This is a genomic window from Caballeronia calidae (genome assembly GCF_900044055.2).
GTDB classification, from domain to species: Bacteria; Pseudomonadota; Gammaproteobacteria; order Burkholderiales; family Burkholderiaceae; genus Caballeronia; species Caballeronia calidae.
Genome location: NZ_FCOX02000033.1, coordinates 71,982 through 93,362, shown reverse-complemented (window position 1 = coordinate 93,362; position 21,381 = coordinate 71,982). Strand labels below are relative to the sequence as shown.

The following is a 21,381-nucleotide window of genomic DNA, read 5'->3' as shown; positions in this document are numbered from 1 at the left end:
CTTACGTCGCGCGTCTCATCCAATCGAATATCCATTGAGTGCCTGTCGCGCGAGGCGTTCAGACGAAACGCTCATTTGCTTATGACAGATAGAGATATGGATATCGGAAAAATTGGACTGATAGTAAAGAACCTGCTATATATTGCAAACGACTGAAAAATTACTTTGATATGCGGCTGAGTTATAAATGAACCTGCATCAGTTCCGCTTCGTGCGCGAGGCCGTCCGGCAGAACTTCAATCTGACGGAAGCCGCAAAGGCGCTGTATACGTCGCAGCCGGGTGTGTCCAAGGCGATCATCGAGCTGGAGGACGAACTGGGCGTCGAGATCTTCACGCGGCACGGGAAGCGCGTGAGATCGCTGACCGAGCCGGGGCGGATCATCCTCGCATCGGTCGAGAAAATATTGCAGGAAGTCGAGAGTCTGAAGCGCGTCGGTAAAGATTACGCGGCACAGGATCAGGGCAATCTCGTCATCGCCGCGACGCATACGCAAGCGCGCTACTCGCTGCCGGCGGCGATCGCCGAGTTCAAGAAGCGTTTTCCGAAGGTTCACCTTTCTATTCTGCAAGGCAGCCCGACGCAGGTCGCGGAAATGGTCATCCACGATCAGGCGGATATCGCCATCGCGACCGAGGCCATCGCCAACTATAAGGAACTGGTGTCGCTGCCCTGCTTCCAGTGGCAGCACCTCGCCGTCATGCTGCCGGATCATCCGCTGCTGGAGCGCAAGACGCTCACGCTCGACGATCTCGCGCAGTACCCGATCATCACCTACGAGGCGTCGTTCGCCGGGCGCACGAAGATCAATCAGGCGTTCGCCCTGCGCAATCTGACGCCCGACATCGTCCTCGAAGCCATCGACGCGGACGTGATCAAGACGTACGTCGAGCTCGGGCTGGGCGTCGGCATCCTTGCGGATATCGCGTTCAATCCGGAGCGCGACCGGCATCTGCGCGCGATGCCCGTCGGCCATCTGTTCGGCACCAACGTCACGCGGCTCGCGCTGAAACAGGGCGCGTATCTGCGCAGCTATGTGTATACGCTCGTCGAGCTGCTGTCGCCGTCGCTGAATCGCAAGCTGATCGAACAGGCCCTTTCCGGCGAGCACGAAAGCTACGAGCTTTGAAAAACGGGCGGCGCACGCTGCCTCGAAAAAGAAAACCTTCCCCTGGAGACCTCCCTGATGACGTTGCCGAAGTTCACGCGCCGGCTCGCTGCCGGCGTCGCGCTGTCCGTTATTGCTGCCGCTGCGCACGCGCAATTGAAAGTTGGCATCGATCTGTCGAGCACCGGCCCCGCCGCCGCGATCGGCATCACCAGCAAGAACGCGATGCTCATGTGGCCGAAGACCATCGCCGGACAGAACGCGGAGTACATCATCCTCGACGACGGCTCGGACCCGGGCGCGGCAGTGCGCAACATTCGCAAGCTCATCAGCGAGGACCACGTCGACGTGATCGTCGGGCCGAACATCACGCCGGCGGCGCTCGCCGCGCTCGATCCCGTCGCCGAATCCGAAACGCCGATGATCACGCTGATCGGCTCGGCATCGGTCGTGGAGCCGCAGGAAGGCAAGAAGGTGTGGGCGTTCAAGATGGCCCAGACCGACCGCGCGATGGCCGACGTGATGACGCGCTACATGGCGAATCACGGCGTGAAGACGGTGGGCTTCATCGGCTTCGCGGACAGCTACGGCGATAGCTGGCTCAACGAGTTCACCAAGTTCGCGGATCTCCGGCATATCAGGATTGTCGCGAGCGAGCGCTTCAACCGCACGGATGCGAGCGTCACCGGCCAGATCCTCAAGCTGATGGCCGCGAAGCCGGACGCGGTGCTGATCGCGGGTGCGGGCACGCCGACGGTGCTGCCGCAGCGCACGCTCGTCGAGCGCGGCTACAAGGGCGCGATCTACCAGACGCACGGCATCGCGACGCCGGAGTTCATCAAGCTCGGCGGCAAGGACGTGGAAGGCACGCTCTTCCCGACGCAGCCGGTGGTCGTCGCGCGCACGCTGCCGGCGGATCATCCGTCGAAGAAGGCGGCGCTTGCGTTCGTGAACGCGTACGAGGAGAAATACGGCAAAGGCACGGTCACGCAATTCGCGGGCGATGCGGCGGGCGTGTACCCGCGCCTTCAGGACGCCGTGGCGCGCGCGCTCAAGACGGCCAGGCCGGGCACGAAGGCGTTTCGCGTGGCGCTGAGATCGGAACTGGAGCACGCGCATGAGCTCGTCGTGCCGAACGGCGTGGTGAATACGAGCGCGACGGATCACGTCGGTCTGGATCAGCGCGCGAGCGTGATGGGCGTGATCAAAAACGGCCAGTTCACCTATCTCGCCCAGTAATTTCCGACGTTGCGGTATTAGCGCCGTTGTCGCTTGCCGGCGACGGCGTTTTCGGTCATAATCGCCGACTCGATTGGTTCGTTGCTGTGCTTTATCCGGTACGAGCCAGTTCAGGCCCAGGTGGTGAAATTGGTAGACGCAGGGGACTCAAAATCGGACGCCCAACGGCCAACCCGAAAAGATAGAAGCCCAAAGCAATAAGGCTCTCCGCTCTTCACCACCCAAACCGCGCTCTCACTTTTCCGCGATTTTTCCGTAAAGCTTCTACGGAACGCCCGAATCCTACCCTGCCGTTACTGCGAAGAAAAGCCGCGCCTACTCCCGGTCGAGAGTCCAGCGCGGCCCGTTCTACGCCGTGCGCAAACAGCCCTTCCCTACCCCTTCCGTTCAGCCTCCTTCCGCGCGGCTTCAATCTCCCTCGCCTCCTTCAGCTTTGCCTTAAGCCACTCCCTGTGCATGCGGTAGGCGTCCTCCAGCGAATACCACTCTTGCAACTCGCGCCAACTCGCCTTCCCCTCCATGTACAGCCGCGCCAGAATCGGGTTCTCTCCGTCCGGGTCGTCTGGTTCCTCGCCCTTTGAACGGAAACGCCTGCTCACGTACAGCTGCGGCACCTTGAACCCGAAGTTGTACTGCTTCACGAGTCCCATGATCGATGCGAGCGCCTCGTGCGGCCGCAGGACTCCGCATACGTCGCGCACAAACCGGTCGATAGCGGAAGGCGCGGCGAGCGATACCCACGAATCCCCGTCCTTCACTTCGGTAAGCGCCAGCAATTCTGTCGGATGAATCTCGTCCAACTTCTCGAATATCTGTGCGGCGTAATATGCCGCGAAGTGCTTTGTACGGTAGTTGACGCCAAACGCGTTGAAGCTAGATTGTTCTCTCATATCCGTCTCCTTACGCTGGCGGGCACGCGAGCACGTGGCAATAGAACGCCGCGTCGCGGCTGGTCAATTCGTAGTCAATCGACATGACGATCCACTGACCGTCATTCATACTCTTATTCAGAACCGTATTGAGAGTCGCGGCTTGCGCACACTTGATGCTCGAATCGAAAAACGTCGTGAATTCCACGCCCCATTCGTTCCAGCAAGGCATGCCGATAAAGTCGCTGAGGTGAACGGTATCGGACGGATTCAGAACCTTGTATCGGTCCTTAACGATTAGGAAGTTATCGTCAATGTATGCCGCTACGTCTGGGTAAAAGTATTGTTCGAGATACAGCGGCAAGTCGCCTGCCGTATAGATCGAACGCGCGGCATTGTTGATGCTGTCGTTGTCATGACTCGTGTCGCAAGTCACGTGCGCCCGGTCGAATCCCATCTTATCTCCCGCCCAGTACACCAGTTCTTTGAAGTTCATTTCGAAGGGAGGCGCTTGGTCGAAGTAGCTGACCTTATCAACTTGGTGCGTATAGCAGGTGATCCGAACGACCATGTTGGGCGGCGAGGACATAATTCCGCACTCTACGACTTGCCCGTGGTAGATGACTGTGGACGTATCCTTGCCGTCCGTCTCGATGTAACCTGCGGTAATCTCCATGTCCAGATAGGCAGGCGATTTCTGCCCGGTGGCCGTCTTGCGGCGATTAAACGCCGTGAACTCTGAAAGGAGTTCTTGCCGCACAGATTCGGTCATGTTGCCGATTTCGATAACCGCGCGGTTTTGGGACGACATGCAATCCTTCTTGACGTGAACCTTAAGGTTGGTACTTTCGTCAAAAACCACATCGCCAGCCGGCATATGGAATGTAACCTTGAGAATGCGCTTTCTGAGTGCCATTGTTCATTACCTTTTAATATTTGATGCCGGTGGCCATCGAGTTGCCGAGCGTGCGATAAGCCTGCCCGTTCATTTGTTTAACTTCGGTGCGGACGTGCTTCAAGAAGTCGCTGTTAACGTCTACGACCACATGAACGGCCTGCTGACCGATTGTGTTTTCTCGACCGCCAGCTTGTGTAGTTCCCAGAATCTGCGGCATGTAGCGCGACATATTCAGAATCTGAAGATCGGTCGTCTTGAGATTCGCCATAAGGTTGCCGCGCTGAATATCGGTCAACCCTGCCGCGCCCAGACCCTGATTAATCGCGAATCGGCTGTTTGCGAGTTCAGACATATAGTTCTGCGCGGCGAAATTCACGTCACCGAACTTCGCGCCGCGATTCTGAAGCTGCGACAAGGAGACGCCCGCACGCGCGGCGATGGTCTTCTGAATATCGAGAAGCTGAATGCTTTCGAAGGACTCGCCCTTACCCGCCGCCAAACCGGACGGCCCGCTGAACTTCCACGGCCCTTTGTAGTTCGGGTCCATAGCGATAGCCTGCGGCCCGGTAAGGTTGTTCACGCCCAATACACGGCCCGGATACGCGGCGTTCTGCGCGCCCCATTTACTACGGTCGAATCCACCGTTGTAATACCGGAGCGCCAGAGTTTGATCGCCCTTCGCCTTCTTCAACATGTCGCGATAGATGGCCGCGCCCGCGTCAATGTTCTTGTCCGGGTCGGTCCAATTCGACTCGTTCAGGCCGTAGGCTTTCCAGTTGACTTTGTTGATGCCAGCGAGACCATAGGAACTGCCGCTGTGAGCGTTCGGATCGAAGGTGCTTTCCGCGCCCACGATGCCGCGCAGGACGTTCTCCGGGATGCCGTATTTGGCGGCCTTTGCCTTAATGATGGAGCCGTATTGGCCGCTGTCCGCGACACCCTTGTAAGCCGCGTTTGCGGCGTTCGAATCGAAGTTGATCGTGCCGGGAGTCTCGCCCACTCCGAGTTGCTTATGGCCGCTGGTCGAGATACCGCCCGCTAATCCGACCGTACCTGCCCACGCGGCTCTGACCTGCTGTTCGCTGACCGAGTGCCCGAATTGACCAACGAACGAGCCAAAAGCATTGATGGCGAGTGTCATCTCACCGACCGTTCCTTGGAAGTCGGAGTTGCTTTGATCCTCCTGTTTCGCCAATTCTTGCTTCTGGCGATTTTCTTCTGCGGCTTCCCGTTCCTTTTGTTTCTGCGCTTCCCGCTCCCAGCGCGCAGTCTCGTTCGCGGTTTGGGTTTCCTTCTTGGTCGCGGCTTCGCGGTTTGCTTTGTCTTCGATGAGCGCTGCGGCGATACCGCTGCCCGCGTCCTCTCCTGCGCCTAGCTGGTGATCCATGCTGGCCGCCGCGCCGCCCGTAGTCGTGGGCAGGTGCGCGTCATTGATCAGCTTCAGGAGCGTGGTAACGCTCGACAGAACCGGACCTGCGAACTTCTCGCCAAGCTGCGTGATCTGCTCGTTGAAAACGGCCAACTCGTCATTCAACTTGTGAACGTTCTTCGCCACGTCCAGATAGTTCTTCATCTGTTCGAGCGACATTCCGATCTCACCGAACGCCGCGCCCATCTCCTTCATCTTCAGGGCCACGTCCTTGTTAATTCCGACCATCTGTGCTTCCGCGCTCACGGTCGAATCGTTCTGGCCGTGCCACCTCGTCGCGAGGCGCGTGAGGAAGTCCGTATTGCTGATCGGAGCGCCGCCCGCTGCCGGGTTAATACCGAGCATGCCCAGGAGCCGGTTAGCCGGTCCTAGCCGCGAGGGATCAGCGTACGCGCCCCGAAGAAACGACTGCGACCCGGTAACGGCGTTCGCTACCATGCCGCGCGAGACGTTACCGGACGCCATGCGGCGTTGCCAGTCCTCCAGTCGTACCGCCCCTACACCCGCGTCGCGGCTTTGTACGCGCTGCTCGTTAATCTGCGTACGGACGCGCCACATGTTCGCCAGCGCGGCAGTCAGAGCCGTAGCGCCTGCCGTCATGAACCCGAGTTCGGAGGTGATCGCCTTAAGTCCGGTCTGGAGCCGCCCAAGTCCCGGAATCGCACCGCTCAGACCGTTCGCCAGCGCTTCGCCCAACTCCTTCGCGCCCTTCTCAGAGGCCATGAACGATTTGTTGGTCTTGGTCGTTTCCGCGTTCAGCTTCGCCAGATTTTGGAGCGCGGCATTGACCTGAATTTTGTAGTTGATCGTGAATTGGTCGAGTTCGCTCATTTTGTTTCTGCTCCTTCTTGTTCAGCCATCTTCCTGAGGGGGTCCAGAATCCGGTCGACAGACGTCACAAATGTCCTACCCATTTGGATGCCGAGAACGTGGATTTCATTCGACAGCGCGAAAGCCACGTTCATTTCGATTCCGTTGTGCTCCAGAACCGCGTCGAATACGGCTTGAACGTTCTGCCACTTCTCCAGTTGCTCGTTCTGAATCGCCGCGCTATCGAGCGCCACGCCGCCAATCGAAGCGTGCGAAAGGACGGCGTTTGTGAAAGCGTTGAACTTGTCGCGGTCAGGGCTGTAGAACTCCTTCGCGTAGCTCCGCAACTCCCAGCCGGTGAGCGCGCTGAACGTCCGAATGATCACTTCCACCGTGCCGCGCGAAGTTGTGATAACGGTCGTGGTCGTTTGCTCTTTGTCGAACAACTTCTGCGGTTCCGGTTCCGGCACTTCGGGCAGTCCGCTTCCAAAAATCTTGTTGAGCATGATTAATAGTTATCCTATGTATTAGCGGCGTGAAAGAATCACCCGCCCACACGATGAAGGTTGATAACAATACGCGCGGCAGTATCCGACTCTTCCAGAAGCCGCGTGGCCGCGCGAGCGATGAGCGGCCCTGCCTTTTCCAGATCATCCTCAGATGTGACGTCGAATACGCGTACCCTGTCTTCTGCCGGGTCAACGTACGTTGCGTAGTCTGTGGAGTTGTTCAGGTTGATGATCATGATGGTCAGTCCTTCTTTCTCAGCGAGTTGACTTGAGCGATAACAAACTTGTTCACGCTAAAGTGAATGTCTTGAGTCTCCACAATCAAGTTGTACAAAGCGTCAACATCAGAAATCCCTTCCGCTTCAGCCGCCAATTTCCTGTAGAACTCAGCGGCCTTGGTCTGACCTTCCGCGACTTGGTGTAGATACGCTTTCAAATATTCAAGGCTTTGTTCTCTGCTCAATCCGTCGCTCATTTCCAGTCCCGTTCTTGTTCGTGATATCTAGTAAATGAAACTGGCGGCCTTATCCGATATTCATGACTCTTGCTTTCGTTACTCAGCAGCCGATAGCAAATGTCGATGATTATCAATAAGCGAATGAATAGCCGCCAGTTCAATCGCTATTACTCGCTGGCTTCCGCAAGGCCGTCCGCTTTGGCCTTAACCGAGTCTGCGTAGGCCTGCGCTTCGTCCGCTTCCTTTTGGGTTGCGGTTGCGTTCGCTTCCAGCGCCTTCTGAACCGATTCGACCTTGGAAGCGTCCGCCTTCGCCTGAGCCTCGTCCGCTGCCGCTTGGGCGACTGCCGCCCGGTCTTGCGCGGCCTTGATACGGGCGTTGGTCAACATGCTAGAAAAGCCTGCGGTCGATTCAAGATTGGCCGCTGCCGCGATGTAGTCCGTCACGTCGTGATCCGCGATGAAGTACGGCTTGAAAGCCTGAGCGAACGAGTCGAGCAGGTTGTGACCGCTTGCGCGCAACGCGAAGTATTGCTCCACTGCTTCCTGCGAGGTTTCCGCGATTACGAACGCCGCGCCGTCATGCCCTTCGCGTGCCGGTACAGCTTCACGACCGTTGATTGCGGGTTCTTCGACAGTGGCATCACGATCCGCAAACATTTCGATGTTGATGCGGCGGTTGTAGCCGTTGTCCAGACCGATTTTCGAGAGAAGGGAATTCATTTTCAACGTACTCCTAAGCTATTTGATTAAGGGTGAAACTCTGGGAAGGTGAGATGCTCAATACTCGAAACGAATGTCGGGCACTCCCACGCCGTCAATTTGAAGTTCCGATCCGGTGGACGGAATGGAGAATCCGTTTCCGTGATCCTTCTGAGGTTTGAAGCCGCTGACGCGTTGGCGCTCGCTTCTTTCTTCGTCATCAACTTCGGGCGTGTGTTCGACTTTCTGATTCATGGCTTACTCCTTACAGTGGTGAGATTGATAAAACGATTTAGGCCAAAACGTACTGCCGCAGGCCCTTGTCCCAGACGGTACGGACGGGCGTGTACAAGCCGGTCTGCTTTTCCATATCTGCGGCAGCGTCCATCGCCGCGAGCAGCCTGCTCTTTTCGGTCGCTGCGTCCTGTGCCCGGATACCCTTCACCGTCACGTCTCCACGCTTCACAGACGGATTCAGGCGGTGGATAAGCGCGTCCAGCGCCTTCCCGAGCTTCGGCAGGAGGCTATCGAGGCCCGGAGCCGAACGAGCGCCGCGCTGGCCTTCTGCGGACGAAATCAGACCAGCCGCCACGAGCGGATCACCCTCTTGGCCGCGATTCAGGTCAAGACCCGTCTTGTCCATCGGAGTCGCTTCCATGCCGCGCGGCATCCAGCCGTCTGCGGTCTTGACTTGTCGAGTCTTCAGATTCGCGGTCTGGTGAAACTTCGGAACATTCGCTTTCGGTACGTTGAGCTCACCCGTCACAACTGCGGAGTCTGCCGCGCGGCTCGATGCGGCGGGCGTCTTTCCGTTCAGGGCGTTGCTCGCGGTCGTATTCGCATGAGCGGCTTTGAGTTGCGGATGCTTGGCGCGCAGAACCTTCCCCCACTTCTGTTCAAACGCGGGATTCTTGAGCGCTTCCTTCATCGACTCGATTGTGGTCATGTCGTCCGGATTGCCGGTCAGCACTCGATTCGGATACATCGGCGCGAAGGCTTCGATGGGCTTGCCGCTGGTGATGTTCATCTTCTGTTACTCCTGTTTAATCAGACTTCCGTTCCGCACGTTCGCGGTCGATCATGAATCCGAGCTTGCCGCGCGATTCGTACAGCGCGCGCAGGTCGTCCGGTTTGTTGGTGCGCTTAAGCTGGCGGTCAATCCAATCGATCCAAGTTTGATACTTGGCTTCTGCCGGTGCCGTTTCGACCAGCCGCGCGTACTCCGTCTTGAAGAAACGCGTGCCGTTGATGAAGTCTGCGCCGCGCTTCGCCCGGTCGATCAGTTCCGCGTTCCGCTCCGACTCGTCCGCAAAGGTCACGATATAGGCGACTTGCGGCATTACGCCTTGGACGCGGAGCATCGTGTAACTGAGCAATAGCGCGCGGTGAAGTTCGATATGCGCGTCCTTCAGTTTCGACAACTCGTCCTTGTTCGCCTTGAACGGGAATCGGATTTGATCATTCGACATTTCGCCGCGCGGCAGGTAGTAAGCGGCGGGTGACGACTTAACCTTCTGGACCTGATCGAAAAGGATTGCGTGGGCTTGTTTTCCGTATGCGAGTGTGAACTCTTCTGCGGTGTACGTGACGGACGGATCGTTGATCACGTTGATACGTCCTTTCTTGTCTGTGGTGAAAATAGCGGTCATGATTTAAACAGTTTCCTTTGCGGCCTGCCGCGCATCGTGCTCCGCTTTATTCAAGACCGCTTGCGGACGCGCTTTAACCAAATCGTGCTTGCTCTGAACGAGAAGCCAAACGTCAGCCGTCCAATCGCCGCACCACAATTCGAGTTGCGCGGCCACTTCAGGCGTAATCGCGGATTTGGCGTTGATAATGTTGTAGAGCATCACGTGGCTGATACCGATTTCCAAAGCGGCCTGCTTGACGGTGATGCCCTTTCCGTCAATCAACCGCTTTAGATTACTGCCGGGATGGTTATCGAACATTTTGATTTATCCGGGAAGGGATTTGGCGCGGGATTAAATCGCCGCTTTACAAGAAGTATACGCCGCGCCTGTATTCGACGGTACAAGAATTTTGTCCCGGCTTAAATAATCTAATGTCCGTGTTTAAGAGTTAGTTAAACTCTAGTTAAGTCGTGGTTAAATGGACCGCGATATTAACTCGGAGTTAAATCATAATGCCGCGCGATTATTTACTCGCCCACCCTCTCGTTCTTTTAATTCTGGCTAAGCTGTTTCCCGGCCAATTCGGATTATGTGTAATCGTGTACGGTTTATTGGTCGCGACTGCTTTGGCCGTAGCCATTAATCGGAATAGAATCGGGCGTACTAAATTTGGAGTCTTTAAATATGGACGCGCTCGATATTAATTCAGTTTGGTTCGGAATTGCGCCGGATAGCCGCGCGGCGATTATTGACGAATGCTCAATCGGCAAAGGCCGTACTTGGGTCCACGCGGACGGGAGTGCGGAAGCGTTACCGGAAGTTGAAGCGAGGCAGATTGAGCTTGACCCAGAGGTGAAAGCCTTACGCGCCGCATCGCTCGCTTATACGTCACCCGAATGCGTGCGCAAGGTTATGAGGCGCTTAGGGCCGCAACAACTCGCGACCGCTGGACCTACGGATGCCGAGAGGTGGGAACAGCGAGTCAGGGCCAAAGCCGCGCGTCTGGCGCAGAAGGCGAAAGAGGAAGCCGCGCAAAACGAACGTGCCGCCCAACGCGCTCAACGTCAGGCCGATATCGCCCGCTGCAAAGCAGACAAGAATATGTACCGCGCCATTCAATTCGGGCCTGTGATCGCCACTATTGAAGGCGAGACAATACGATTCAGCAGCCTACGCGCGGCCTTTCACCATGTCGGGATGGACGGAATGACGCGCTACTACTCTCCCGTCTTAGCGGAAAAGCGCCGATTCGATGTGGAGTGGCTGGGGAAAATGTACACCTTTGAAACCGGAGTGGAAATTGAAGAACAAAGCGCATAACGCGGACCGAATCGCACCAGTAATTAAGCCGCTGGAACACAAGCCGTATCCGTTGAATCCTGCCGAATCACCCCTGCCGCGCTACGGTGTTTACAAGATTAGCTTTCCGAATGGGGATTGCGTCGTTTATGGGTCTTGGCAGTATAAGCGCGATATTGAGCGGCACTTAGAGAAAGGCGATCAACAGAGCTTCAAGAATGCGTGGTTCCGAAAGGCGTATCAACACTTCGGACGCGCTAAAGCTGAGTTACTGTGCCAGCCGCTCCACTTCGATTATCTACATGACTTAGAAACGTTGCTGGCCGCCGAGCACAACGCGACACTAAACTTCAGGCCGCACACGTTCAAGATTAAATTGTGGCTGTTCTGCCGCAGGATGGCGCAGGAAGGTGTGCGCTATGAAGGGTTTGTGGGGAGTGAGGTTCAGGCGGTCGAGGCGTTTTAGTGAAAAAATGCCCGCTAGACTCCTGACAAATCTAGCGGGCGAACGCCCTTCATCAACCTACAACCAATCTATCCGTATTCTAGCCGGTCGTTTGTGCAGCGCAAAATAGCAGAATTCTCGAATTCGACAATTTCGAAATCCCACCAGCGAACGTTTGCGGTCTACTGTTACACATCGTTGCACTTCTCAGAAATGCGCTAGGAAGTGTCCTGTGGGCCTGCTACGGGCGTCGAGAGGCCGCGAGGACTCCTGCGGCGCGGCGGCAAAGGACATTCCCTAGTGCGAACGCGGTGCGGTTTCGTGGGCGTTTGCTGCGCAGGACCGTGCTTATCCCATCTTTGGGCGGGTGTGGGACGGGTATTGCGTCCGTATGTCGTTTTCTCCGATCATTCGATCTAACGCAGCGCGGCGTAACTCACTCGGATTAACAAATTCACGAATCGGAGAATCACAATCATGGAAACGAATACCGTTGTTCACCCTGGCTTCATCCTTCGCCAACTCTTGAAGAAGCGCAACATTAGCTCGAAGGACTTCGCGACAGAATTGGGCGAATCGCCCGCCGCTATCTCAAACATTATGACCGGCAAGAAGTCGATCAGCGTAGGACTCGCGCGCAAGTTATCCGGGTTCTTTGCGGATGAGGAGAATGCCGCAGACTACACGCCGTTGGCTTGGCTTACCGCTCAAGCGAAATTCGATATTGAACAACACGAACGCGAGCACGCTATTGAAGTTGCGGCGGACGAAAACCGGTTCGGTATGGCAGCGTGCGAAGGCGCTAGGGAGGCGCGATTTAACGGCTGATAATCGCTGGCGGACATATTAATACTGCTTATTTGCGGACAGGGCCGGTACGCGTAAAATTATTACGCGTAACTTCTAATTCGTTCAAGGAGAACGGAAATGTCCAGATATCAAGAAGTCTCGACTTCGATTGATCCGGCATTAAAAGCGAGTGCGTATGAGGTTCTGGCGGAAATGGATATTAAGGTCAGCGACTTCTTGCGCTCCGCGATGATTCATTTGGTCGAAAAGCGCGCCGTGCCTTTCGATATTAAGCGTGTGCGGCCCAGCACTCGCCGCGAGGAAGTGGCTGTTTGATTTTGATTTTGGGCGTTGCCGCAAGACCGAAGCTTGTTCATCCGGTAATAGGCAAAGAAAAGCCCGCAAGACCTGTTCTACTCTCTGGCGAGGGGGTGGGATGGTCAGTGCGGGCCGGATACAACGACAACTAGGTCTATATTACTATGAATCACCCGGAAAAGTCGAGCGAAATCAACGGTGTAGCACAGGACGATCAGGATAACGAAGAGTTGTTCGAGGAATTCGAAGAGGGGAAGGATTACGGCACGCCTTGGCCGGAAGTAGTTTCGAGTGACGCCCCCGCGACCGAAGTGACGCGCGGCAGGAGTCGCGGCCCGAAACCTGATGCGGGCAGTGGCGCCTCTGAGGTGGTAATCGACGACCCATACAAGGGCATGAGCTTCGCCGAGAGGAACGCCGCACGTAAGAAAGAGGCGCTTGAGACTGCCCTGCGACAAGGCACGGCCCGAATCCTTCAAGCGAAGGAAGGCGATAAGCGAGCGCCGGAAGGCTTCGTGATCGCGCCGAACGGTGACGACATTGTGCCGAATGGGACGATTCTGAACGGCGTTGTATATCACCTGCCGGACGGGGGCGGAACGTTGCTGGTTGACTCGTGGCCGTCCATCAAAAAGAGCCACGGAATCGGGATGCTGTCGCAGGGAATCCCGCCGCGCGAGAAGGCGTTTGTGACGGCGGGCGGCTGGAAGTCGATTGGCCACGGCTTCGAGTACACGAGCGATATGGCGGCTGAAGACCATAAGCTGGATATGAATGCGTTGGCGAATGCGTTCACAAGGGTTGAGCTTCAAAGCAGGTTCGAAGCCCTTATGGACCTTCGCCGCAACCAACGCCCTTTCACTTCTCACGAGCAAGCCCTGTTCGACAAGATTTGCGAAGCCGCCAAAACACGCGGCGAAATCGAAGCGAATCGAGACAAGGGGAAAGGCGCGATGAACGGTTATGCGCGATCCATGAAGATGGAGACGCTGCCTGAGGATTGGGTTTGGATGCCGAACAAGTCACAAAGCGGCGTGGCCTACTTCCATCTTGAAAGCCCGTTCACCTCCTACCAAGCTAAGGTTATGAACGCGCGAATCCCGATGAATCTTTGGGAGGATCAGCTTGATTCAAACGGCAAGCCCATCTATGGCCGCAACGGTGCGCCGGTCAAGGTTCAGCCTTCGGATTCGCACTTGAGTCGCCCGGACTACGAAATCCAGAAGCTGACGATGGACCCGTCGAAGGGCCGCATATATCGCGACTCGACAGGCGAAAGATGCCTTAACCACTGGCGCGACATCAAATTCCCGGCACGCCCCGAAGAGAAGTATTTCAAGGTCGTGAAGATTGTGAAGAACTGGCTCGAATTCATTTATCCGGGCCGCGCGGAATGGATGCTCGACTACTGGGCGCACGCGCTCCAACGCATGACCGAGAAGCCGTCCGTGGCGATGGTACTTGGCGGCGGGCAAGGTATCGGCAAGGACACGCTTCTGACGATTGCTAACTGGACCTTTCTCCAGCAAGGCAAGGTCGCCACGATCATGACGTCCCAACTCGCGGAACGTTTCAATGAGTTCCTGTTCTTTCCTATCGTGATCGTCAACGAATTGGATATCAAGCGTTCGGACAAGTCCTTTAATAAGCTGAAGCGCGACTACAAAACGTATACGGGCGGCTTGCCTTCACAATTGACGGTCGATCCGAAGGGTCTGCCGCTGCAACACGTCGCGAATATTCACCGCTTCTATACCACCACCAACTATGAAGACGAATTCCCGCGCGATCCGGACGACCGCCGCTACATGATCCTGCGCTCGCATGCCGTTCTCGCTGAGGTTCAAGCGAAGCGCCGCGAGTGGTTTGCCGATTGCCAAACGGAAGATGGCGAGCGATTCGACATTATGAAATGGCTCGCGGAAGGCTATGGTGACGCTTTCACCTGCTTCCTTCTGGATCGCGATATTTCCGCTTTCGACCCGTACAACCTGCCGGCCGATTTGATGAAGGACTATGACGAACTGAAGAAGGGCATCGACATCGAGCCGGTTATTGGCGCGGCGTTGAACGAGATTGCTTTGACGTTTGGCCGCTGGACGCACGACGATAGCTGCATGATCGAATGGCCTTCTGATGAAGCGGAAGTTTCGATGGAGCATTGGCCGGACTTCGTCACCTCGCAACAGTTGCTGTTCAGCCGCGCATCGTTTGATCCTGAGCTCGAAGGCGAGAAGGTCCAGCGCACGAAACAGCAGCGCGGCCACCTGGACGTTCTTATGAGGACCGCCGGTTACATTCCGGTGACGAGGCCGGAAGGGAAAATCCAATGGGTCGGAGCGAAGCCGCGCAAAAGTGATGTCGGCGTGACTCGCGTTCAATCTTCAACGTTGTACATTCGCAGAAGCAAGATTGACCACGGCGAGACTGTGGCCAAGAGGCAGGCGAGAGCGAAGGATTTCATCGAAACGCTGACCGAATTTCTGCGCACGACAGAGGGGAAAGAGGCGGTTTGGACGCAGCTTAGGTGGGATGACCAGATGTGATTTGATGTTTGTTGTTGGTCGTTTGACGATCTGAGGCCGGGAATTCGCCTTCTATTGGTGGATTTTCGGCCTTTGACGTTTGTTTTTCGCAGAGGGATTAGCGAAAGGGATTAAAAGGCTGTTTTGACTAATCCCTCGTAACTCGTTGATTATTAACGGTTTTTCGCCGCATTTTTCGCAGCGGGATTACGGGATTAACGCCGCACAAAACCAGAGCCGGTATCGCTGCAATTCTTCCTATTACAGTTTCGCTAATCCTGTTAATCCCTTAATCCCTCTTTGGTTTTATTCACGCGTAAGAGATAATAGAATCAAGGACTTAGAATGTGCGGCAGACGGGTTTAAGCACCTCGCGGCTGATAATCCCACGTAATCCCTGCGGCGACACCGAATAATCAAAGGTTGAAAAATAAAATGGCGCTCACCTCAAAAGATATGGCGAACTTCGATCCTGCTCTGCGGCAGGCATACGACAAGTACGTCGATAACCTCATGCGCGGCGCGGACAAAGGTGAAGCTGCTATGCGGGCGGGCGTCTCTATGAACGGCTGGCAAGAATGGGTGCGCGGCGCGGAGACTGACCCGTATGTCATTCAGCTTATGAAGGAGCGTTTGGAGGCTCTGAACGTTCACGAATTGTGGAACGACAAACTCGCCGTTTTGACTTTGCGGCGTATTGTCGAAAACGCTGTGAAGAGTTCCGACCAACTGAACGCGGCGAAAGAGTTGAACGTGCTTCTGAATATCACGGAAGTGGACGAAGCTGGCCGCACGCGCAAGGTGCCGACTCTGGAAGACTTGTACCCGGATTCGAAGCCGGAAGGCTCGGACGCGTAACTCGCGCGCCTCCCTGTTAGAACGTGTACGGCGGGCCTCCCGCCCCATCGGAGATAGTAGGACCCAAGGCCCGGAAACGGGCCTTTTCTACGCCTAGGGCGGCGCTAAAACGGTCGGTTGCGCGCCCCTACCAATGGCGCGGCGCTAAATACTGCGACTCGCTATTTAGCTCCGGGCGCTTTAATATCGAACTATCGCGCCGTCCGGTTCGATGCAAATAATCAATCCACTTAGGACTACCAAGCTATGTCTCGCATCTTTATGTATGCCCGCGTAAGCACGACCGAACAGACGACCGACAATCAAATAACGGAAGTCAAAAGCAGCGGCTTCGCTATCGAACCGCATCGCATCTTTAGCGAACAAGTCAGCGGCTCAACCCTCGCGAGTAAGCGCCCGGTATTCAAGGCTATGCGCGACAAGATGGAGAAAGGCGATGTACTCGTCATAACGAAGATGGACCGCCTAGGGCGCGATGCGATAGACGTAAGTTCAACCGTCAAACAACTCGCGGCAGACGGCATCCGCGTTCACTGCCTCCAGCTAGGCGGAACTGACCTTACCAGCGCGGCGGGCAAGATGGTAATGGACATAATCAATACGATGGCCGAGTTCGAACGTAACCTGATCATCGAGCGTACTAACGCAGGCCTTAAAACGGCCAAGGAGCGCGGCGCGTTGCCCGGACGTCCTCCTGCCTTCACCGACCAACAGAAGGCTGACCTGCGGGCCGCTCACGCCTCCGGGACGCCCATTCGTGAGCTCGCGCGGCAGACCGGCAAAGACAGGGCCATCGTCCAGCGCGCCATCCGGCCCACACAGCAAAAGTGATTTCGTTCAGAAGAGAATTTTGACCAGCCCCGACCGACTTTAAGTTTCAGGTCCAAATATTTGATACCCAGATCGAAAATTTTTCGTAGCTGTTTAAATTGCCTCTCACTTTTAGGAGTCCGACATCATGAAACGCCAAACGATCATCGCCGCAGCACTTCTCGCCTTCTCTACGTTAGCGAGCGCTCAAACCGCAGAGGACGCGGCGTGGGCATCGCGGATTCATATTCCGAAAACGACTACCACCTGTTCCACGAACGCCGAGTGCGCGTGGCTGCGGCAACCCGGACAACCGGCTGATAGCCATGACGTTCCAGTATCGGCTTGCGCGGCGGACAGATACGCGCTACTGGATAACTCTCCTGCAGCGGTGGCCTCTCGAAACAAATGCGCGGCAGAATCCGCCGCTCTTGTCGCTGAGGAAGCCAGGGTCAGCAGCACGGTCTTTTCCGCAGTTATGAAGATCAAGCTTAAGCCTGTGACATACATAGACCACTACGTGTATCGAACCGTATGCAATACCAATGGCTGGCAGACATTCTGCGAGTCCGGAAACGCTCCCGTATATAGGACGCGCACTGTTGACGTCCCGACTTACTTCGGCCAGTTCGCGGTGAATAACGGCCATGACAGCGCCCAGAACGTCTATTACCACTTTGACCGCTACGGATATCAGAAGACAGTCGTGCTTCCGCTCTGGATGGCCTTGGCACTCGACTACGACAAGACCGCTCGCGCGGCAGCTATGAAGAAACTGGGCGTCTACAACGCTCCGAAGCAGCCGCCCTTGCCCGAGGACGCGGCGCACGGTCGGATTGAACCGTGGGAAATGTGGTAATCGATTTCAACTCATCACTTAGGATTCCGACATGAAACCGACTACCACTAGCGTCTGTTTATTCGGCGCGGCTTTGCTGTTTATTTTCTTCTTGATCACCGGAGCATACGCATGAACAGGCAAGAGAGGGAAGCAAAACGCATCGCGGCGTGCCGGACAGACGAGTTCAGACGTAAGCAAGCGGAACTTGCTAGGGCGCAAATGAGCGATCCGGCCATGCGCACCTTGATCGCGGCGAACACACGCGCGGCGTACCGGCACAACACGGAGTTTCAAGCGAAACGTGCGGCAATCGAGTCCGACCCGGAATGGCTATCGAAGGTGACTGAAGGCGCGGCGAGAACGTGGGCCGATCCAGACGTGAAACGCGACCGTATGACGCGCGTATTCCCGAAGGTCACGGTGGACGGTGAGACTACAGGCCATAGAACAGTCCTCCTAGCCTTCGAAGCGCATGGCCTGCCCGTAGGCTCGCACAAGGGCGTCCGAAAGCGCCTGAAGCGCACCGGTCGCGATGTGTTTGTATTCGAGGGGAGGGAGTACGTTTTTGAGATGGCCGACTAGATGTGAAAACGCCCGCCCTAGATCACTCTAGCGGCGGGCGTTCAGTCCTACTGCGCGGCGTTAAATTTTGATCGCATCGTCCCCTTCCTCGCGGCGCTCACCCGCAATCTCGAACATATAGACCTTCCCGTCCGGCGCGGCGAACGCTTCGCGGAGACTCTTTTTCAGGACGCCGCGAAACTTGATATGTTTCTGGATCGGAAGGCGAAGCGCGGTGAAAGCCTCCTTAACGCTTCGGTACTCCTTCGTAGAGCCATCGAACGTCACGCGCACGCCGTTCTTGGTCGTCCGAGCGATACGAACGGCAGCGTCATTCCAGCTAGCCGACACCCCAGCGGCGTTACCAAATTTCGGCATTTTGAAGGCCGGAAGGACCAGCGGCTCAAGGCCAAAGTCCTCGCCACGCGGAAAGCGTTCCCACGCAGCGGCCATCACGACGGGCGACACGGTAGCAGCGGCTTTAGCGGTCAAAGTTTTGCGGGCCATTTTCAACACTCCTAATCAGTTCTTTCGGTTATCGGGTTCCGACTCAACGAGCCGGTAAGTTGATATTAGGGGACAGAACCAGCAGCGCAAACAACTTTCTGGACGACCGTTCAGATTTCTGAGGACAGTCCCGCGCGACGCAACTTCGCGGCTGTCTCATCGCTCATCCGCCGCTCCCCGACTAGCTCCAAAAGGACGCCCGCAGCCTCGTTCGATATAGCGCGGAGTGTGGCTAATTCGGTCTGTATATAACGGGCCGTAATAGCGCCGCGCGATACCGTCATGCCCTTCTCGTTAGTCGCCCAGTTATGGCCGAGTAGGACGGCAACCTTCGAATGGTCACTGCCGAAAGCGAGCGAACCGACCGTGGCCTTAGTCCGTCTCAGGTCATGCGCAGTGATCCGCTCGATGCCGGCCGCGTCACAAACCTTCGCGAGAGAATCGCCTACGCGAGTCATGTGCGGCGCGTCGCCCGTCCGAGCCGGAAACACCCACTCCTTACACTTCCGTCGCACATACCGTTCGCGTAGCAGGTCCGTCACGTAGTCGCTCAGCGGCATGACGCCCGAAAATCCCTTCCAGCCTTCCGTGCCCGGCTCGATGTACGCGAAGCCTCGCGCAAGATCGAGTTGTGACCACTTCAGCCCTAGCGCCGCGTTGAGCCGGAATCCGGTCATGAATATCAACCGTACCGCCTCGCGGCTGTCGCGGCGCTTGAGCGTCCTCCCGATGGCCGCCCAAAAGGGCTTAAGGTCCGCAGTTTCGATGTGCGACTCGCGCGGCGCAGGAGCGATAAATTGCCGCCCAAGCCTGACCTTCATGATCGGGTTCGTGTCGATCAGGTCAAGCGACATCAGGTAGGTGTACACGGCTGAGACGATATTGGACGCATACAGCGCCTTCGAAGCACCGTGCTTCTCGCGTACCGTCCGAAAGAACGCAACCCACTCCGCGACGCGCGAGGTGGCCAGCGACCAGTCTTTCACGGGAGCGAGCGCATACGCGTACAACTTCGCGTAATCGGCCTTCGTGCTCGCGGCGAGGGGCTGACCGCGTTTAGTGCGCCGGTTCTCTAGGAAATCGGTCCAGACGCTCCCGAGGGAAACGCCCGGAACGGGTGCGCGCTCGTGCGGCGCGGCTTCGGTCGGTATCGGTCTAGGCTCCGGGTTCGGCGCGGCGTTCCGAGCCGCTAGAACACTCTCGACCGCCCACGCCCGAGCGTGCTCATACGAATAGCTCAGCCGCCCGTCCCCATCCGGCGCGGCCACTCCGAGCGTATCGCGCTGCTCTACACCGTTCGCCCGGAACCGGATGAACCAGACCGCTTTGAGTTTTGGGGAGACTTGTAAACAGAGTGCCGGGAAGTCCCGGTCAACGTAGCGGCCCGGTACGCGCGAGACGGCCATAAATACTGCCTTGCGCACTAGCGCCTGACGGTTGCTTTCTGCTATACTCATTTTCCGCGATTTTTCCGTTCTAATGATTTAGAAATACGGAAAAGTAGGCGTTTTTCCGCAGGACTCTCTAACGTGTGTCGATAGAAAAGTACTGAGAAATCAACGCCCTACGCGCAGCCCAGGTGGTGAAATTGGTAGACGCAGGGGACTCAAAATCCCCCGCCGCAAGGCGTGCCGGTTCGATTCCGGCCCTGGGCACCAGGATTGTTCGAAAGCCGCTCCTTCGGGAGCGGCTTTTGCGTTTGGGGCGGGCGAAATTCACTGCGCACCCAGAAGCCTCGTCGCACCGACGGGTCGCGGCAGCCCATTTTCACTCGGCGCCAGAACCGGGTTTCGTTCCGCCCTGAGGCGCCTCCTTGGCGACGTTACGACATAACCAGTCCGCCAGAACCGGAGCGCCGAATCTTGCAAATGCGCAAGCTACGACGACCGGCCAATACTCCCGAAAGAAACCCAGTACGAAGTTCAACATCTTGACACCCCAGCCTTCCATTCATTCAACACGATTGATAACCCGTAGTACACCAAAGCATCCCTCAGAGGGTGCGACGGCAGGAGCCCGCGTACTTCCTGACTAAATGAAGCGACAAGCAAGTATATCCACAGAAGCATTCCAATCAGGGAGGCGAAAATTCCCAGATTTGCGATAAGGATCGCCTGACTGGTTCCTTGTCTCGAAGTCCACCGAGGGAAACCGCTGCGAAGCTCGGCCGGCAGCACTGCCAGTGCAGCATTCAGACTGACGCTCGAGGCAACGAGTGAAATCGGGAAGAAATCGTCCTTTCCGGGCTGGTTCAGCGCGACCCGCAGAATATATTCGATCGCGCCCATGAACAGCGGCAGCCCGACGATCAATTGCCGCGCCGTCGTGTCGAAGCCTTTCGTTTGCATGGTCATCATCCTTTCGTGCGTGATGCCACGCACTTTCGCCGATGGCGTGAAGGCACGGAAGTCGTCCGGTTGGCTACCCTCCTCCTTGCATTCTCCTGGTCCGTTCATCATCCAAATGTGCGCAATCGCGTAGACGCCCGTCACCGCGCGCCGCAAAAATGACCTCCGATCGGCATTCAGAACCCCGGCGCCCGGATCATCACGAGGATGCTCGCGCGCGCGGCAGCCGCATGTCGGGTTGCTCAGGACACGCCTGATGTCGTGACCCGCTCGCGCGACGCGGCGAGCCATAAATCGAACAAGGGTGCGAGATGAATCGACCTGAATATTCGCTGTCGCTCGACTCCGTGATTTGCCATCGTTGCAACACGGTATCCCTGGCTGAGGAAGACACCTGTCCGTCATGCGGATCGGATCGGCAAGGCGCGA

General features: G+C 56.7%; 25 protein-coding genes and 1 tRNA gene. 12 read left to right on the top strand and 14 right to left on the bottom strand.

Annotated features, from left to right (window positions below):
* The first annotated feature begins 187 nt into the window (after positions 1–187).
* Positions 188–1,129, top strand: a complete 942-nt coding sequence (locus AWB78_RS26175; protein WP_062608866.1) for a CysB family HTH-type transcriptional regulator — start codon at positions 188–190, stop codon at positions 1,127–1,129.
* A gap of 57 nt (positions 1,130–1,186) precedes the next feature.
* Positions 1,187–2,347 (top strand): ABC transporter substrate-binding protein, encoded by a 1,161-nt coding sequence (locus AWB78_RS26170; protein ID WP_062608865.1) that lies wholly within the window; start codon positions 1,187–1,189, stop codon positions 2,345–2,347.
* Positions 2,348–2,721: 374 nt separating this feature from the next.
* Here AWB78_RS26170 and AWB78_RS26165 read toward each other — a convergent pair whose 3' ends face one another.
* The 11 genes from AWB78_RS26165 to AWB78_RS26120 form a co-directional block, all read right to left on the bottom strand.
* Entirely contained in the window at positions 2,722–3,237 is a 516-nt protein-coding gene (locus AWB78_RS26165; RefSeq protein WP_062608864.1) for a hypothetical protein, read from the bottom strand.
* A gap of 10 nt (positions 3,238–3,247) precedes the next feature.
* A complete protein-coding gene (locus tag AWB78_RS26160; RefSeq protein WP_062608863.1) occupies positions 3,248–4,132 on the bottom strand; it encodes a baseplate hub protein in 885 nt (294 codons plus the stop codon).
* 13 nt (positions 4,133–4,145) lie between these two features.
* A complete protein-coding gene (locus tag AWB78_RS26155; RefSeq protein ID WP_062608862.1) occupies positions 4,146–6,374 on the bottom strand; it encodes a transglycosylase SLT domain-containing protein in 2,229 nt (742 codons plus the stop codon).
* A complete protein-coding gene (locus AWB78_RS26150; protein ID WP_062608861.1) occupies positions 6,371–6,859 on the bottom strand; it encodes a hypothetical protein in 489 nt (162 codons plus the stop codon). The genes AWB78_RS26155 and AWB78_RS26150 overlap by 4 nt, the downstream gene beginning before the upstream one ends.
* Before the next feature lie 38 nt (positions 6,860–6,897).
* Positions 6,898–7,098 carry a hypothetical protein gene (locus AWB78_RS26145; RefSeq protein WP_062608860.1) on the bottom strand — a complete coding sequence of 67 codons (201 nt, stop codon included), beginning with the start codon at positions 7,096–7,098 and terminating at the stop codon, positions 6,898–6,900.
* Positions 7,099–7,103: 5 nt separating this feature from the next.
* Positions 7,104–7,337 (bottom strand): hypothetical protein, encoded by a 234-nt coding sequence (locus tag AWB78_RS26140; protein ID WP_062608859.1) that lies wholly within the window; start codon positions 7,335–7,337, stop codon positions 7,104–7,106.
* 149 nt (positions 7,338–7,486) lie between these two features.
* A complete protein-coding gene (locus AWB78_RS26135; RefSeq protein WP_157697624.1) occupies positions 7,487–8,047 on the bottom strand; it encodes a hypothetical protein in 561 nt (186 codons plus the stop codon).
* Positions 8,048–8,098: 51 nt separating this feature from the next.
* Complete coding sequence (locus AWB78_RS46735; RefSeq protein ID WP_157697623.1) at positions 8,099–8,275, bottom strand: hypothetical protein; 177 nt, start codon at positions 8,273–8,275, stop codon at positions 8,099–8,101.
* 37 nt (positions 8,276–8,312) lie between these two features.
* On the bottom strand, positions 8,313–9,047 hold the full coding sequence (locus AWB78_RS26130; protein WP_062608857.1) for a hypothetical protein: 735 nt from the start codon (positions 9,045–9,047) through the stop codon (positions 8,313–8,315).
* Between the two features lie 16 nt (positions 9,048–9,063).
* A complete protein-coding gene (locus AWB78_RS26125; RefSeq protein ID WP_062608856.1) occupies positions 9,064–9,669 on the bottom strand; it encodes a hypothetical protein in 606 nt (201 codons plus the stop codon).
* Positions 9,670–9,672: 3 nt separating this feature from the next.
* Positions 9,673–9,969, bottom strand: a complete 297-nt coding sequence (locus AWB78_RS26120; RefSeq protein ID WP_062608855.1) for a HigA family addiction module antitoxin — start codon at positions 9,967–9,969, stop codon at positions 9,673–9,675.
* Between the two features lie 366 nt (positions 9,970–10,335).
* On the opposite strand from AWB78_RS26120, the gene AWB78_RS26115 reads away from it, so the two are divergent.
* The 9 genes from AWB78_RS26115 to AWB78_RS26075 all read left to right on the top strand — a co-directional run bounded on the left by AWB78_RS26115 (position 10,336) and on the right by AWB78_RS26075 (position 18,118).
* On the top strand, positions 10,336–10,971 hold the full coding sequence (locus tag AWB78_RS26115) for a hypothetical protein (RefSeq protein ID WP_062608854.1): 636 nt from the start codon (positions 10,336–10,338) through the stop codon (positions 10,969–10,971).
* A complete protein-coding gene (locus AWB78_RS26110) occupies positions 10,952–11,416 on the top strand; it encodes a hypothetical protein (protein ID WP_157697622.1) in 465 nt (154 codons plus the stop codon). The genes AWB78_RS26115 and AWB78_RS26110 overlap by 20 nt, the downstream gene beginning before the upstream one ends.
* A 456-nt stretch (positions 11,417–11,872) precedes the next feature.
* Positions 11,873–12,223: a helix-turn-helix transcriptional regulator gene (locus AWB78_RS26105; protein ID WP_062608852.1), complete on the top strand. Its 351-nt coding sequence runs from the start codon at positions 11,873–11,875 to the stop codon at positions 12,221–12,223.
* A 99-nt stretch (positions 12,224–12,322) separates the two neighbouring features.
* Entirely contained in the window at positions 12,323–12,520 is a 198-nt protein-coding gene (locus AWB78_RS26100) for a type II toxin-antitoxin system RelB/DinJ family antitoxin (RefSeq protein WP_062608851.1), read from the top strand.
* A gap of 146 nt (positions 12,521–12,666) precedes the next feature.
* Positions 12,667–15,048, top strand: coding sequence for a primase-helicase family protein (locus AWB78_RS26095; RefSeq protein WP_062608850.1), 2,382 nt, complete (start codon positions 12,667–12,669; stop codon positions 15,046–15,048).
* A gap of 414 nt (positions 15,049–15,462) precedes the next feature.
* A complete protein-coding gene (locus AWB78_RS26090) occupies positions 15,463–15,885 on the top strand; it encodes a hypothetical protein (RefSeq protein WP_157697621.1) in 423 nt (140 codons plus the stop codon).
* A gap of 246 nt (positions 15,886–16,131) precedes the next feature.
* Positions 16,132–16,716, top strand: coding sequence for a recombinase family protein (locus AWB78_RS26085; RefSeq protein ID WP_062608848.1), 585 nt, complete (start codon positions 16,132–16,134; stop codon positions 16,714–16,716).
* Positions 16,717–16,843: 127 nt separating this feature from the next.
* A complete protein-coding gene (locus AWB78_RS26080) occupies positions 16,844–17,554 on the top strand; it encodes a hypothetical protein (protein ID WP_062608847.1) in 711 nt (236 codons plus the stop codon).
* Positions 17,555–17,665: 111 nt separating this feature from the next.
* Complete coding sequence (locus AWB78_RS26075; RefSeq protein ID WP_062608846.1) at positions 17,666–18,118, top strand: hypothetical protein; 453 nt, start codon at positions 17,666–17,668, stop codon at positions 18,116–18,118.
* A 60-nt stretch (positions 18,119–18,178) separates the two neighbouring features.
* Here the strand turns inward: AWB78_RS26075 and AWB78_RS26070 are convergent, their stop codons facing one another.
* Both AWB78_RS26070 and AWB78_RS26065 read right to left on the bottom strand, forming a co-directional pair.
* Entirely contained in the window at positions 18,179–18,604 is a 426-nt protein-coding gene (locus AWB78_RS26070) for a hypothetical protein (RefSeq protein WP_062608845.1), read from the bottom strand.
* Positions 18,605–18,714: 110 nt separating this feature from the next.
* Positions 18,715–20,061 carry a tyrosine-type recombinase/integrase gene (locus AWB78_RS26065; protein WP_082883423.1) on the bottom strand — a complete coding sequence of 449 codons (1,347 nt, stop codon included), beginning with the start codon at positions 20,059–20,061 and terminating at the stop codon, positions 18,715–18,717.
* A gap of 116 nt (positions 20,062–20,177) precedes the next feature.
* Between AWB78_RS26065 and AWB78_RS26060 the strand changes: the two genes are divergently transcribed.
* Positions 20,178–20,262 (top strand) — tRNA-Leu (locus AWB78_RS26060).
* 264 nt (positions 20,263–20,526) lie between these two features.
* Here the strand turns inward: AWB78_RS26060 and AWB78_RS48500 are convergent.
* The gene (locus AWB78_RS48500; protein ID WP_232477881.1) at positions 20,527–21,243 is read right to left on the bottom strand and encodes a hypothetical protein; all 717 of its coding nucleotides are present in this window, start codon (positions 21,241–21,243) and stop codon (positions 20,527–20,529) included.
* Between the last annotated feature and the right edge of the window lie 138 nt (positions 21,244–21,381).

Coding starts and splice junctions, on each gene's coding strand:
- AWB78_RS26175 (WP_062608866.1), top strand. CDS start 188: ATGAACCTGCATCAGTTCCGCTTCGTGCGCGAGGCCGTCCGGCAGAAC.
- AWB78_RS26170 (WP_062608865.1), top strand. CDS start 1,187: ATGACGTTGCCGAAGTTCACGCGCCGGCTCGCTGCCGGCGTCGCGCTG.
- AWB78_RS26165 (WP_062608864.1), bottom strand. CDS start 3,237: ATGAGAGAACAATCTAGCTTCAACGCGTTTGGCGTCAACTACCGTACA.
- AWB78_RS26160 (WP_062608863.1), bottom strand. CDS start 4,132: ATGGCACTCAGAAAGCGCATTCTCAAGGTTACATTCCATATGCCGGCT.
- AWB78_RS26155 (WP_062608862.1), bottom strand. CDS start 6,374: ATGAGCGAACTCGACCAATTCACGATCAACTACAAAATTCAGGTCAAT.
- AWB78_RS26150 (WP_062608861.1), bottom strand. CDS start 6,859: ATGCTCAACAAGATTTTTGGAAGCGGACTGCCCGAAGTGCCGGAACCG.
- AWB78_RS26145 (WP_062608860.1), bottom strand. CDS start 7,098: ATGATCATCAACCTGAACAACTCCACAGACTACGCAACGTACGTTGAC.
- AWB78_RS26140 (WP_062608859.1), bottom strand. CDS start 7,337: ATGAGCGACGGATTGAGCAGAGAACAAAGCCTTGAATATTTGAAAGCG.
- AWB78_RS46735 (WP_157697623.1), bottom strand. CDS start 8,275: ATGAATCAGAAAGTCGAACACACGCCCGAAGTTGATGACGAAGAAAGA.
- AWB78_RS26130 (WP_062608857.1), bottom strand. CDS start 9,047: ATGAACATCACCAGCGGCAAGCCCATCGAAGCCTTCGCGCCGATGTAT.
- AWB78_RS26125 (WP_062608856.1), bottom strand. CDS start 9,669: ATGACCGCTATTTTCACCACAGACAAGAAAGGACGTATCAACGTGATC.
- AWB78_RS26120 (WP_062608855.1), bottom strand. CDS start 9,969: ATGTTCGATAACCATCCCGGCAGTAATCTAAAGCGGTTGATTGACGGA.
- AWB78_RS26115 (WP_062608854.1), top strand. CDS start 10,336: ATGGACGCGCTCGATATTAATTCAGTTTGGTTCGGAATTGCGCCGGAT.
- AWB78_RS26105 (WP_062608852.1), top strand. CDS start 11,873: ATGGAAACGAATACCGTTGTTCACCCTGGCTTCATCCTTCGCCAACTC.
- AWB78_RS26100 (WP_062608851.1), top strand. CDS start 12,323: ATGTCCAGATATCAAGAAGTCTCGACTTCGATTGATCCGGCATTAAAA.
- AWB78_RS26095 (WP_062608850.1), top strand. CDS start 12,667: ATGAATCACCCGGAAAAGTCGAGCGAAATCAACGGTGTAGCACAGGAC.
- AWB78_RS26090 (WP_157697621.1), top strand. CDS start 15,463: ATGGCGCTCACCTCAAAAGATATGGCGAACTTCGATCCTGCTCTGCGG.
- AWB78_RS26085 (WP_062608848.1), top strand. CDS start 16,132: ATGTCTCGCATCTTTATGTATGCCCGCGTAAGCACGACCGAACAGACG.
- AWB78_RS26080 (WP_062608847.1), top strand. CDS start 16,844: ATGAAACGCCAAACGATCATCGCCGCAGCACTTCTCGCCTTCTCTACG.
- AWB78_RS26075 (WP_062608846.1), top strand. CDS start 17,666: ATGAACAGGCAAGAGAGGGAAGCAAAACGCATCGCGGCGTGCCGGACA.
- AWB78_RS26070 (WP_062608845.1), bottom strand. CDS start 18,604: ATGGCCCGCAAAACTTTGACCGCTAAAGCCGCTGCTACCGTGTCGCCC.
- AWB78_RS26065 (WP_082883423.1), bottom strand. CDS start 20,061: ATGAGTATAGCAGAAAGCAACCGTCAGGCGCTAGTGCGCAAGGCAGTA.
- AWB78_RS48500 (WP_232477881.1), bottom strand. CDS start 21,243: ATGGCTCGCCGCGTCGCGCGAGCGGGTCACGACATCAGGCGTGTCCTG.